Genomic DNA, 13,991 nt, shown 5'->3' with positions numbered 1-13,991 from the left:
TTACTCCCCAAAAAGAGAGTATAAGATCACGACTAAACCGGATCGTCAAACTGATCGTTTAGTTTCCGCCAACTGGTTAATAAATATTCACAATCTCACCCTGGCCTTTTACTTATTAACTAAGCGTTGATTTAGTCATGTCAATAATATCATAAGATGCAAGCTATGTTATTAAATGTGCTAAGGAAACTGCGAATAAGTCCTGCAATTTAGTTCTTGAACCAGCCTTTGCATTCACCGTCTAATTTTTGAACGCTAAATTCTCAATTTTGGCCAATATACTGCCGTTTTAGGCCGGATTTCGACCTAATTCCGGGATATTCCCGGATTTCAGACAGATCTTGGCTGTCGCCTTAACATCTAGTCTACTCTAAACAGGTTTGCCAAGGTGAATAGCATGGCTAACTGTGAGTCATTTTTTATCAATCCCTTATAGCGAGCTTTGATAAAACCAAATTGGCATTTGATGATGCGAAACGGGTGTTCAACTTTTGCTCGGATGCTGGCTTTTAAATATTCGATGTTGATGGCAGTTTTGTTTTTGCGGGGATGCTTTTTCAGTGCCCGAACCTTTCCGGGACGCTCAGCAATCAGCCATTCCACATCCTTTTCTTTAAGTTCTTCACGCTTCTCTGCGCCTTGATATCCAGCATCGCCAGAGATGAATTCCTCATCGCCATGCAACAGGTTCTTCATCTGATTCAGGTCATGTTCGTTGGCGGCAGTGGTCACCAGCGTATGCGTCAGGCCACTCTTGGCATCCACTCCTATATGGGCTTTCATGCCGAAGTGCCATTCATTACCTTTTTTGGTCTGGTGCATATCCGGGTCACGCTCATTCTTTTTATTCTTGGTGGAGCTGGGTGCTTCAATAATCGTCGCATCCACCAGTGTTCCCTGCGTCATCATCACACCGCACTCCGACAGCCATTGGTTGACCGTTTTGAATAATTGGCGAGTCAGCTTGTGTTTTTCCAGCAAGTGCCGGAAGTTCATAATGGTAGTGCGGTCAGGAATGGCTTTATCCAGTGACAGTTGCGCAAACTGACGCATTGAAGCAATCTCGTACAGCGCGTCTTCCATGGCTTCATCACCGAGGCTATACCATTGCTGCATACAATGAATGCGGAACATGGTTTCCAGTGGATACGGACGTCTGCCATTACCTGCTTTAGGATAAAAGGGTTCAATCACATCCAGCAGTTGAGACCACGGCAGCAGGTTATCCATTCTGGATAAGAATATCTCTTTACGAGTCTGACGGCGCTTGCTGGAAAACTCACTATCGGCAAAAGTTAACTGTTGGCTCATGGGCGGTAAGGGCTGTGATTTACTGTACTGCCATGATCTCACATTGGAGACCATATACAGACTCTAGGGAACAGTTCAGGCTTTTGCTCTGGAAGCCTATGATAGTATTGTACATTCACAAATATCAACGTTGCGCAATATGGATATTTAATGCACTGTAAGGATAGTAATTACCCGGGACTTACACTACATTAACAAAAAATAACTTAATTAGTAAAAACTAACTTGTAAGGAAACCAATGGCAAAAGAAGGCAGCATTATTGAAGGCTACACGAAAAACACCCTAGAGCCTGTCAATTTTTGCAGAGAATTGTCGTGAAATTACGCAAGAAAAGGGTTGTGAAGTGTAGTCATCTACACGAACAATTCATGATGTAGCATAAATGCGCGACAAAGGCTGCCTGGAGGTGGAATCATGAAAGCATTTTACTCTTTATTACAGCCCATTAACCTAGAACAACTATGTTTCAGGACTGTTCCGCGATTAAGATGCTTCAATTAGGCCAAAATTCATACAGCAAAGATAAAGCCCTAGATATGACTGGCAGGGAATCGCCGATGGACCTGGGTTGTTTGAGTCGAGGCGTATACTGAAAGCTTGTCCGGCGCATGGAAGCAGGGAGGGAAATTCTGGCGATCAGTTACAAATTAGTTCTGGGTGCTACCTGATTATAAGGCTAGGCGCTGGTGGGTTATATTACTCCGCTTACTGCCATTACCAAATGTATTAGGTGGGGACGAAATAAATGAATAAAAAGAACTGTTTTATGTCGAGGAGAAGAGTTATGGAGCAAGAAAGAAAAAAAGAAGTACCTACTTGGTCTGGAAAAGTGTTCAGCTCTGGATGGGTAGAAGCGCGAGGTGGTGTCTCTGACGTTACCGATCCATCTAATGGAGTTCTGCTTGGCGTCGTGGGCATTGCAAATGGTGAAGATGTCGAAACTGCTGCGCAGTCAGCCAAGCGAGCTCAAAAGGAGTGGGCTGCAAGACCTTTTAGTGAAAGAGCTGAGATTGTCCGAAAGGCAGCGGAAAAAATGAAAGAGCGCGAAAATGAGTTCGCCGATTGGAATGTGCGGGAATGTGGCGCGATTCGGCAGAAAGGCTTGTGGGAGGTCGGGATTACATATGAACAAATGCATCAGGCTGCGAGCCTAGCTTTTTTGCCTGACGGTACGACATTGCCATCGACTGTTGCAGGGCGCCTGAACCTTTGTCATCGAGTTCCTGTTGGCGTGGTCGGCGTGATTGCTCCGTGGAACTTCCCACTGTTTCTGGCGATGCGCTCGGTAGCGCCAGCGTTGGTGTTGGGGAATGCAGTAATTCTAAAACCCGACCCTCAGACTGCGGTCACTGGAGGCGCGCTCATTGCTGAGATTTTCTCCGAGGCTGGTATACCAGATGGCGTTATTCATGTCCTTCCTGGAGGGGCAGAAGCAGGCGAATCAATGGTGACGAATCCGGGCATCGACATGATATCATTTACTGGATCAACTGAAGTGGGCCGGTCAATTGGAGAGAAGTGCGGGAGAATGCTGAAAAAGGTTGCGCTTGAACTAGGTGGAAATAATGTGCACATCATTTTGCCTGATGCAGATCTTGATGGGGCCGCTAGTTGTGCAGCATGGGGTACGTTCCTCCACCAAGGTCAGGTGTGCATGGCCGCCGGGCGCCACCTCGTTCATCGTGATATTGCTCAAGAATACGCAGAGAAGCTTGCGCTGCGTGCTGGGAATTTGGTGGTTGGAGATCCGAAAACGGATCAAGTACACCTCGGTCCTCTTATCAACGATAAACAAGTGGCGCACGTCCATGCGCTCGTAAAATCTGCGCAAAAGGCTGGCGCAAAGATCTTGGCCGGAGGTACCTATCAGGATCGCTACTACCAAGCTACCGTCCTCATGAACGTAACGCCGAAAATGGATATTTTTGAGTTGGAAACTTTCGGTCCAGTGGCACCAATCACAATTGTTGACAGCGTAGAGGAGGCTATTGGATTGGCAAACAGCTCGGAGTATGGCTTGGCTGCGTCTATTCACACTAGTAACTTGGCGGCGGGTCTGGAGATTGCGAGGAACTTAAAGACAGGGATGGTTCATATCAATGACCAGCCGATAAACTGTGAGCCACATGTTCCTTTTGGAGGCATGGGAGCCTCAGGCAGCAGTGGAAGGTTTGGCGGGCTTGCAAGCATTGATGCATTTACTCAGTCTCAATGGGTCAGCATGGTTGAGAAGCCTGCTACTTACCCATTTTGATTTAACTAGATAGATTAATTTTAATGATTTCCTTGATGGTTTATATTTTCGAACTATTTGTAATTAAAATAGATAATTAGAGAAGGAAAATAATATGGATACTATTCGTTACTACCTGATTCCACTAGTGACTGGCTGTGGGGTATTGGGGTTTTATTATGGCGGAAATTGGGTTTGGCTCGGGGCTGCAACCTATCCCGTGCTGATGGTGCTAGATATCGTTTTGCCCAAGGATTTTTCAGAGAGAAAGGTAAGTTCTTTTTTTGCAGACCTTACTCAATACCTGCATTTACCATTAATGATTGCTATGTATGGGTTTTTTATTTTCGGCGTGAGGGAAGGCCTGATCGACCTTGGTGAACCCATGCTATTTTGGGGAAGCATTCTTTCTTTGGCTTGGCTTAGTGGAGTACCTACGCTTCCGGTTTCGCATGAATTGATGCACCGGCGACATTGGCTGCCGCGAAGAATGGCACAATTGTTAGCAACATTCTATGGTGATCCAAACCGAGATATGGCGCACGTCAACACGCATCATCTCGAGCTCAATACACCGCTTGATAGTGACACACCATACCGCGGTCAGACAATGTACAGTTTCGTGGTCAGTGCAACTGTTGGTTCCTACAAAGATGCAGTAAAAATTGAAGCTGAGACCTTGCGTCGAAAAGGAAAGTCGGCGTGGCATTTGTCTAACAAAACGTATCAGCAAGTCATGCTTCTGATCGCTCTGCCTGCCGTGGTAACTTATTTTGGAGGGGCGGATGCGGGGCTAGTTACAATTATTTCAATGCTGATTGCGAAAGGGCTTGTTGAGGGATTCAATTATTTTCAGCACTATGGGTTAATACGCGAAATCGGTCAGCCTATTACCTTACACCACGCTTGGAATCACATGGGAATGATAGTACGCCCGCTGGGATGTGAGATCACGAACCATATTAACCATCACATTGACGGCTATATACGGTTCTATGATTTGCGCCCGGAAAAGGAGGCTCCTCAGATGCCCTCACTCTTCCTGTGCTTTCTGCTTGGACTTGTTCCGCCTCTTTGGGAGAATCTCATTGCAAAGCCGAAATTGAAGGATTGGGATCTGCACTATGCCACCCCCGGTGAGCGAAAGTTGGCCGTTGAGGCTAATAAAAAAGTCGGATGGTCACAGTGGATACCGCAGGCAGATTGATGACTACATTAAACTACTGCCATAAAAGCTGGCATAAAAAGTGTCGTTCTGGAGTTTACACAAGTAAAGACCACAAAATTTTAATGATGGATACTTGATTATGCTTAAGAAAATCATTGGGCTATTTAGTCCTCCAGCGGAATTTACTGTTTCCGTGGGAGGACAAGGTGTGCAATTTAAAGTTTCACGAGGGCAGACAATTCTGGAAAGTGCACAGCATCAAGGACTGGCGTTTCCACATGAGTGTAAAGTCGGAAGCTGCGGTGCGTGTAAATTTAAACTAATCTCGGGGAAGGTAAGCGAACTGACATCATCTGCTATGGGGCTAAGTGGTGGTTTATATCAATCTGGATATCGGTTGGGATGCCAGTGTATACCTAAAGAAGACCTTGAAATTGAACTGGATGCCAAACTCGGAAAGGCCATTGTTCCTAAAGAGACGACAGCCGTGATTAGTGAACAAAAACATCTGGCGCATGATGTAATTGGATTGACTCTAAAGCCAGAAAAAATATTAACTTTTAATCCTGGTCAGTATGCTGATATTGAATTTGCAGAACTGTCGGTTGTAAGAAGCTATTCGTTTTCGACTCCTGCTCAAGCGGACGGTAGCCTGAACTTTCAAGTCCGCCACGTCCCAGGAGGCTTATTCAGTGGTTGGTTATTTGGTGGTGATAGAACTGGGACAACCGTTACGTTGCGAGGCCCGTATGGACAGTTTGGGTTGAATGAGAGTCCTGACGTAATGGTATGTGTGGCTGGAGGAACTGGGCTCGCTCCCATTAAATGCATTTTGGAGAGCATGACCGGAACCCAACGTGAGCGTGATGTTTTCTTATTTTTTGGGGTGCGGCAGCAGCGTGATTTATTTTGCATTGAAGAAATGCAAGCGCTTCAAGCGGATTGGGGAGGAAACTTTGAGCTTATTCCAGTGTTGTCCGAAGAACCAGCAACGTCTTCCTGGAAAGGAAAGAGAGGCATGGTGACTGAATATTTTCAAGAGTACCTGCAGGGACAGTCGTGTGAAGCATATCTCTGCGGGCCACCACCGATGGTTGATGCTGCTGAAGCCGAACTTCTTCGACTTGATGTGGCGCAAGGATCTATATATGCAGATCGTTTTTATAACCGAACCTCTGCAACCACGCAATAATGCCGGGAGTGAAGGAATAGAATTTCTTTTTTGGTTAAGCTCATTCGAAGAACAAACTTATTGAGCCTAGCGAGTAATAATAGCTATTTTTAAATTGTGTAACGAATCAAAAACGGAGACAAAAATGAAAATAAAAGCAGCAGTTGTACGTCAAGAAAAAGGACCGTTCATTCTTGAGGATGTGATACTTAATGAGCCTGCGGAAGATCAAATATTAGTTCGACTGGTTGCGACCGGGTTGTGTCATACAGATCTCGTTTGTCGTGATCAGCACTATCCTGTACCGCTGCCGATGGTTTTTGGGCACGAGGGGGCTGGCGTAGTTGAGAAAGTAGGCTCTCAAGTTAAAAAAGTTCAGCCAGGTGATCATGTTGTTTTGACTTTTTATACATGTGGACGTTGTGAAGCTTGTTTATCCGGTGATCCAACCAGTTGTACTAATTCGTTCGTTCCTAATTTTATGGGACGATCAGTTTCAGGCGAATGCACTATTCATGGACACGATGGATCGGAAGTAGGATCTAGTTTTTTTGGACAATCTTCCTTTGCGACCTATTCGCTGGCTTACGAACGCAACACAGTGAAGGTTACAAAGGACGTACCGCTTGAGGTTCTTGGTCCTCTTGGTTGTGGTATCCAAACTGGTGCAGGATCCGTCCTTAACGCGCTTAATCCTTCAGCAGGCTCATCTATTGCAATTTTTGGTGCCGGGGCTGTAGGTCTTTCGGCTATTATGGGGGCCGTTGTGGCGGGTTGTACAACAATTATCGCTGTTGATGTCAAAGAGAATCGCCTCAAATTGGCCAGTGAGTTGGGGGCGACGCACGTGATTAATGCAGCAAGTTCTGATCCAGTTGAGAGGATTAAAGAAATCTGTGCTGGTGATGGTGTTCCATATGCGCTCGAAACAAGCGGTTTGCCATCCGTTCTTGAGCAGGCGATTCTCAGTTCCACTATAGGTGGTGAGATTGGTATTGTTGGGGCGCCACCTATGGGGACTACCATTCCCGTTGATATTAATTTTTTACTATTTAATCGTAAGATTAGAGGTATCATTGAGGGGCAATCTACTTCGGATATTTTTATTCCAAGATTGATTGAGCTATATCGTCAAGGGAAGTTTCCATTCGATAAATTGATAAAGTTCTATTCATTTGATCAGATTAATCAGGCGGCAGAGGATTCGGAAAAGGGAATAACACTTAAGCCGGTTATACGTATTTCTTCCTAATAGCAGAGTATTTTTGAGGGAAATAAATAATCGGAATTAAATAACTAAATAATTATAAGTAAGGATGAAATTTATGTGGTCTAAATTATTATACAGAACTGTCGTTGGTGTACTTTTGACTGTATCGTCATTTTGTGCGTTAGCGACAGAAGGTTTGTATCTTGAGGGTTTTGGGGCAATTTCGAGAGGTATGGGTGGTACCGCTGCTGCTCATTATGTTGGCCCAGCATCAATGATGGTTAACCCGGCGACAATGGATTTGTCAGATGCGACAGGTGAAGTGTTGCTAGGGTTCGACTTGATTACCACTGACATCAGTGCTTTGAGTGTTAGTACAGGTGAAAGTGTGTCTTCAAGCACGCGCTCTAATAATAGAGGTCCGTATATTGCCCCTCAGTTTGCTTCTACTCTTAAATTTTCCAACTGGACTGTTGGCGTAGGTATGTTTGCACAAGCTGGTGTAGGGGTCGAGTATGGCAAATCAAGTTTTTTGTCGCGAGGTGATATTAGCTGAGTGGGTTATGCCGCTGGTGCTGATACAGGTCTTGAGAATGCGAGCCGATTGTTTATTCTTGACATACCTTTTGCGGTAAGGTTTAAGGTTAATGATCGTTTTTCCATCGGAGGATCGATAGATGCAAAATGGACTGGTTTGAATCTTGATTACTTGCTTGGAATGAATCAGTTAGGTAGCCTTGCTCAGAGTGGACGAGCCTCTGGTTCCTTAATTGGTTTGATCAGTACTTTACCTGATCCGCGAGGTGTGCATTTGAGCGTTAGCAAAAACAAAGAAGTTGCTAGTGGTGCAGATGGTTGGGGTTACTCTGGTAGGTTAGGTTTGTTGTATAAGGTGACGCCTAAAACAAATTTTGGGGCTTCTTACATGTTCAAGAGTCATATGAACGATCTAAAGGGTAGACTAACTGTTACTGCCGTGGATGGCTTAGTTGGTAATGTACCTATTGATGGGGATGTCCGGATTTTAAATTTCAACTCTCCCGCCAAACTTGATGTGGGCTTGAGCCATAATGTAAAAGACAAGTTCTTGTTCAGTTTAGATTTATCTCGGGTTTTCTGGAAGGATGCTTTGAAAGATATTGACGTGGGCTTTACTAGTGACGCTGGGAGTGTTGATCTGAAATTACCTCAGAACGCCAAAGATTCAACGATTGTAGCGATTGGGCTTTCGTATACTGCGACCCAGAATTTTACGCTGCGAGCAGGATACCGTCAGGCTACTCAGCCATTTAATGATGAAGGGTTGCTTGCCCTGATTCCAGCGGTTTTACGGAAGCATGCCACCTTAGGCTTTAGCTATAATTTCTCTAAATCTAGTAGACTTGATGCTGCATACTCACATGCCTTTGAGAATAGTATGACTAACCGATCAGCTTATAACACATCATCACCTGTTAGATCGTCAATAGCACTAGATAATTTTGTATTGAGCTACAACTATTCATACTAATAGTGGGCTTAAACCAGATTGTAGTATAAAGTGATGAAATTGTCGAAGTAGACTTGTAGAGCTGGTGAATGCGATATTTTTCTTGGGGACATAAGGCCATGGATAATTAGGTAGCGCTACTGGAGGAGTAGGGTGTTTTGGTGTTGGCGGAAAGATTGGTTAGGTTTTAATTTTTGATACTGCCTTAGCGTAATTGCATAGACAAATAGCATAGTGATGTTGAATTTTACGGCAACTCCAGTATGTTCGATTAACGCTGTGCTTAATACTCTATACATGGCCAGACCCAACATAGAGAAGGCCATTATTTGGTGCGCGTGCATAAGTAGAATATACGTTTCGCGTGCTCTAGGATATTTAGGCTATTTAAGGTGTGTTTATGATGCGAAGAAATAGGTGTGGTAAGTTTCTAGTGAAGGATGAGAAACACCGAAATTAGTAAGTGAACTGATCATTTTGATTGGCTTGCTTATTTCTAGTCTGACGGAGACAAAAGCTGTCATAATTACATCTTTATTTCAGTTGTTCTTTAATAAAACTAATTGAGGATAAATACAATGGGACTTATACAATGGTCTTTCTGGATGTTGGTAGCGGCGGCTGCTGGCGGGTTGTTTTTCGGTTTGTTGTCGGTAATGAAAGTGCGTTATCCCTCATGGTTCGGCTTGGGGCATGGTGCGCTTGGTTTGGCGGGACTCATGACACTGGGCTATGCCTTGTATGGCGCTCCGCCCAATGTCCCGCTTCCACGGCCTGTTATATATGCATTTTGGCTGCTAAGCTTTTCGTTTTTTGGGGGGGCGGTTTTATTTGGCATGCTTTTCCGCCAGTCCAAACCGCTGTGGGCGATTGTAGGGCACGGCAGCTTGGCGATAGTTGGTCTCATCGTGCTTTTTTTCGCTGCCTACTGAGCAGCACCGTATTCGGCTACAACTGGGCACCTCTATAAACATGTAGCCAAGCAGAGTCGGACTGCAATAGTGCTACGTTTTCACGTCCGAATGCTGCCCCGGGCATTTTCCAATTCATATGAATGGCCGGTTGCATCACTCAACAGTCCTTTGCTTTATGCCATTCCCAGCAGGATCTACATTCGCTTGTGGATGTTGATCGCTGACTTGTGGCGTTTTTTTAAGGTAATGGTCGCGTCGACCGTGTTTTGATGCGGGTTCTTTCTGTTGCGAGCCGTCATTCCGCAGCTAATTAACTGATTTATTTTTCTTGACACCGATCCCCCCGTCATTCCGCATCAAAAATAGTATTTAAAGAAGCTTGACAGCGATCGGTGGTTTTGATCTATTACTGCTTTTTGAGCAGAGACTTATGACCACCACCCACGCCATCAAGAATCTCGACCACTTGGGTTTAGTCGCAGGCATGTGCCAAGAGCTGCAAATCCAAGCCTGCATTGATGCCATCATTCCTAAATCGAACGACCATCATGTCACTCATGGGCAGGCTTTAGTAGCGATGATTATCAACGGGTTATGTTTCCACAGCCGCACGCTGCACATGTTTCCTGACTTTTTTGCGGACAAGCCGACAGAGCGGTTGATTGGTGAAGGTGTATTGCCCGAACATCATCAATGATGATGCCTTAGGACGTTGCTTGGATGCGCTCTATGCCACCGATGTGTCGGTGTTGTATGAAATTCTTGCGGCACGTGTCGTGAAGAAGCTAGAGATGAAGGAAGCGCACGATAATCGCTATCTGGTGGCAGACGCGGCATTGTACGCCAGTGATACGCTGCGCGATTTGCACCGTCAGGGGCAACGGTTTATCACGCGGGTGCCACTGATGCTGAGTGAGGCGAAGGCCCATGTGCAAGGGCTTCATACGCAGGCGCTGACCGCATTAGATAACGGGTATTCGGGAAGATGTGTGAGCTCCACCTATGCTGGTGTTGATTGGCACCAATATGGAGTCAGTTCATTTGCACTTAATGGATCCACTATATTGGCAGCTAATGGAGCCACCCCATTTGCACCGTAATCGATCCACCTGATTAGCGGCGTATTGGCTCCACGTTGACCTGATTTTCCCCTCAAACTTCTGTTTAACTCGCGTATCGTTGACTGTTTTTCAGTCAGGAGAATACGCATGGCAAACCGGAGGTTTGAAATGTACCAATACCGACAGATCCTCGTTCGAATGCGAATGGGGGAATCCAATCGTGCGATTGCAGACAGTGGTGTCGCTGGCCGTAATAAAGTGAAAGCGATTAAGCGTATCGCTCTTGAACGTGGCTGGCTTGAGCTGGATAAAGATCTGCCTGACGACACGCAACTCGCCACTATTTTCGGCGAAAAGCCACCCAACCCGACAACCACTTCATCCGTTGCACCTTACGCCGATAAAGTCGATAAGTGGTATCAAGATGGCGTGCAAGGCACGACCATCCATCAGGCGTTGGTGGATAAATATGGTTTCACTGGCAGCTACTGGTCGGTGATCCGCTATCTCAAAGTCTTGTCTGAGAAGACACCTGTTCCCACAACTGTCATGGTGTTTGCGCCTGGTGATGCCGCACAAGTGGATTTCGGGGCGGGTCCACTCATTGTGGATATCCGGACCGGCGAGTTGCGTAAGAGTTGGATCTTCGTCATGACACTGGCCTGGAGCCGGCATATCTACGCTGAATTCATTCGCGATTAAAGTACTGCTACCTGGCTGGCCTGCCATCGTCGTGCGTTTGAATGGTTTAACGGTGTGCCCAAACGGGTCGTTATCGACAACCCCAAATGTGCCATCACCAGGGCCTGCTATCACGATCCTGAGGTGCAGCGCGCTTATGGTGAATGTGCCGAAGGCTATGGTTTCTTGATTGCCCCATGCCCTGTACGTGACCCGCAGAAGAAAGGGCGTGTGGAATCTAACGTCAAGTACATCAAAAATAGCTTCGTACCGCTAAAAGAATTTCGCAGTCTCAGTGATGCCAATGCACAGCTTAAAAGTTGGTTGCTGTCCGTCGCCGGTAATCGGAAGCACGGTACCACAAAATGTCAGCCACTTGAGCGTTTTACTGAGATTGAGCAGGCATTGCTTAGTCCGTTGCCGGAAGTGCCGCCAGAGCAAGCCGTCTGGGCTAAAGTAAAGGTACACGGTGATGGGCACGTACAGTTTGAACACTGTCGTTACTCAGTACCTTACACTCTGATCCGAGAAACACTGTGGCTGAAAGCCAGCGATACCATGGTGCGTATCTATCAAAAGCATGAGCTGAAAGCCAGGCATGCCCGAATGCATCATCAGGGTGGCCGCGCTACGGTGCCTGAACATCAACCGCCCGCCGCGCAGGCTTACAACATGCAGGATCCACAGTATTGTCTTGCTCAGGCGCAGCGGATTGGCGAGTCCTGTCATGTGTTTATTAAGCGCCTGTTTGCCAGCCGCGTACTGGATGACCTGCGTGCTGCACAAGGCGTTGTGGGCCTTGCCAAACGCTACGGTGACAAGCGAGTTGAAGCCGTCTGCTTACGCGCACTGACCTTCGACAATGTGCGTTACAGTGCCGTTAAACAGATCCTTGAAAAAGGGCTGGACCAGCACCCTGATGAATCGAGCACCTTCGATACGTTAAGCGATGCTTATACCGGCGGTGGCCGCTTCCACCGAGATCCCAACAAACTTCTCCCTCACTAAAGCAAGGAAAAACACATGATCAACCCGATCCCCGAACTCACACCGTTACTGAAACAGCTACGCCTCTCAGGTATGACGGACTCATTAGCGATGCGTAATCGTGAGGCCATTGAACATCAACTCAGTTATCCCGACTTCCTGGCTTTACTGGTACAGGATGAAGTGGTCAGACGCGACCAGAAAAAATATGTCACACGTCTGCGTCGTGCTGGCTTCAGAGGTAATAAAACACTGGAAAGCTTCGATCTGAATGCCAATCCCAACCTGAACAGCGCGTACATCAATGAACTGGCTGATTGCCGGTTTATTGATGAACATGTGGCGGTGCTGATCGCAGGCCCGTGCGGCACGGGCAAAAGTCATCTGGCACAAGTTATCGGGCATTGTGCTGTGCAACAAGGCATTGATGTACTGTTTTTCACTCAGGCAAAACTGCTGGCGAACTTGCATACAGCCAGAGCCACGAATACCTATGAGAAACGCTTCCAGACGTTAGCTAAAGTAGACCTACTGATCATTGATGACTTCGGTTTAAAGCCTCTCAAATCCCCTCAGGATGAAGACTTACACGACTTAATCGATGAACGATATGAACAAAAATCAACGATCATCACCAGTAACCTGGACTTCAGCGAATGGGGCCAGGCCTTCCCAAATAAACTGCTTGGCGCTGCCACGCTCGATCGACTCAGACACAATGCTTATCGACTGGTTTTAGAGGGCGAAAATGACGGTTTTAAGTGGCTCCATTAGCCCGCAAGTGGGTGGCGCCATAAGGGTGCCAATCGACAGTTGGCGTGCCACAACGTTGGTTGTTACTGAAAAGCGAGCAGGCGACGCACCGCGAACAACACACGGTAGAAAAACACTTGACGAAATACAGCATGGCAGAGTTGAAGCGCTTTCAGAAATTCTGCAAGAAACGCTTTGCCTGTGAGCAGGATGCCAAGCAAGCGCTAGAGGAGTTTATGTCATCATTGACGTTATTGCGCTTGGAAAGCATGACCTGCGAGGCCTGTCTTGTGTATGGCGGTCGAGGCCGCCCCAGTGCAGACCAAATGCCCTCGCACATAGAATATCAATGGCAAGGTCACGCTGTCAGTTGTCTGACCCAAACGGAAGAGCGTCATCTACGTAGCGGCGTCTTTATCCTCGCGACGAATGATAACGACATTGATATGCAGCGCACGCTCGATTTATACAAATCGCAACAACGGGTCGAGCGCGGTTTCCGGTTTCTAAAGAGTCCTGAATTCCTAACGTCAGCGTTGTTTCTTAAAAAGCCTGAGCGGATAGAGGCCTTACTCATGGTCATGACCTGTAGCCTGATGATATACGCTGCGCTAAAGCATCGCATTCGCCAAGGACTAAAGGCCAACAACGTCAGCATACCCGACATGAAACGTAAACCAACACAGTCTCCGACAGCGCGTTGGGTATTCCTGTGCTTTAGCGGCTTGCATGAACTGCGCGTAGGCGACGCACCGCCCATCATTGTTAACCTGCAAGAACGGCAGCAAACCATACTGGCTGTGCTAGGCGAACGTTACAGGCAAATTTATTCCTAAATTTAGTGCGGAATGTAGGATGTTGCTTCATCACCTCTTTATTGACAAGAGGGCTGATAAGCGCCTGTGTGTTGTCATTGCTCGGACACACTGCGCCAAACAGATAGCCATAATCAAATTGTTGTTGCTTTACCACTCTTGGTCTGCTGCACTTAGCTGCCCATATTCTTGTCGT

9 protein-coding genes and 3 pseudogenes are annotated in these 13,991 nt (G+C 46.6%); 11 read left to right on the top strand and 1 reads right to left on the bottom strand.

The features are described from left to right. Window positions 1-360: 360 nt before the first annotated feature. Window positions 361-1,311, bottom strand: a complete 951-nt coding sequence (locus tag AC566Q_RS18785; RefSeq protein ID WP_499609342.1) for an IS5 family transposase — start codon at window positions 1,309-1,311, stop codon at window positions 361-363. A gap of 786 nt (window positions 1,312-2,097) precedes the next feature. Between AC566Q_RS18785 and AC566Q_RS18780 the strand changes: the two genes are divergently transcribed. The 11 genes and pseudogenes from AC566Q_RS18780 to AC566Q_RS18730 all read left to right on the top strand — a co-directional run. After that, window positions 2,098-3,567, top strand: a complete 1,470-nt coding sequence (locus tag AC566Q_RS18780) for a benzaldehyde dehydrogenase (protein WP_499609339.1) — start codon at window positions 2,098-2,100, stop codon at window positions 3,565-3,567. Window positions 3,568-3,661: 94 nt separating this feature from the next. Further along, window positions 3,662-4,753 (top strand): alkane 1-monooxygenase, encoded by a 1,092-nt coding sequence (locus tag AC566Q_RS18775; protein ID WP_499609336.1) that lies wholly within the window; start codon window positions 3,662-3,664, stop codon window positions 4,751-4,753. 100 nt (window positions 4,754-4,853) lie between these two features. Beyond that, window positions 4,854-5,906 (top strand): 2Fe-2S iron-sulfur cluster-binding protein, encoded by a 1,053-nt coding sequence (locus AC566Q_RS18770; RefSeq protein WP_499609334.1) that lies wholly within the window; start codon window positions 4,854-4,856, stop codon window positions 5,904-5,906. 124 nt (window positions 5,907-6,030) lie between these two features. Further along, window positions 6,031-7,137: an NAD(P)-dependent alcohol dehydrogenase gene (locus AC566Q_RS18765; protein ID WP_499609331.1), complete on the top strand. Its 1,107-nt coding sequence runs from the start codon at window positions 6,031-6,033 to the stop codon at window positions 7,135-7,137. Between the two features lie 73 nt (window positions 7,138-7,210). Further along, window positions 7,211-7,651 carry a hypothetical protein gene (locus AC566Q_RS18760; RefSeq protein WP_499609328.1) on the top strand — a complete coding sequence of 147 codons (441 nt, stop codon included), beginning with the start codon at window positions 7,211-7,213 and terminating at the stop codon, window positions 7,649-7,651. Beyond that, window positions 7,652-8,605: an OmpP1/FadL family transporter gene (locus AC566Q_RS18755; protein WP_499609325.1), complete on the top strand. Its 954-nt coding sequence runs from the start codon at window positions 7,652-7,654 to the stop codon at window positions 8,603-8,605. Between the two features lie 557 nt (window positions 8,606-9,162). Further along, the gene (locus AC566Q_RS18750; RefSeq protein WP_499609322.1) at window positions 9,163-9,516 is read left to right on the top strand and encodes a hypothetical protein; all 354 of its coding nucleotides are present in this window, start codon (window positions 9,163-9,165) and stop codon (window positions 9,514-9,516) included. 412 nt (window positions 9,517-9,928) lie between these two features. Continuing rightward, a pseudogene (locus AC566Q_RS18745) lies at window positions 9,929-10,511 on the top strand (DUF4277 domain-containing protein); the annotation flags it as partial. 216 nt (window positions 10,512-10,727) lie between these two features. After that, window positions 10,728-12,248: pseudogene (istA, locus tag AC566Q_RS18740) on the top strand (IS21 family transposase). Window positions 12,249-12,263: 15 nt separating this feature from the next. Continuing rightward, window positions 12,264-13,001: an IS21-like element helper ATPase IstB gene (istB, locus tag AC566Q_RS18735; RefSeq protein WP_296053803.1), complete on the top strand. Its 738-nt coding sequence runs from the start codon at window positions 12,264-12,266 to the stop codon at window positions 12,999-13,001. Between the two features lie 41 nt (window positions 13,002-13,042). Next, a pseudogene (locus tag AC566Q_RS18730) lies at window positions 13,043-13,816 on the top strand (IS1634 family transposase); the annotation flags it as partial. Between the last annotated feature and the right edge of the window lie 175 nt (window positions 13,817-13,991).

The sequence above is a fragment of the Alteromonas sp. H02 genome (genome assembly GCF_059682525.1).
This window is presented reverse-complemented; position numbering and strand designations above follow the sequence as displayed.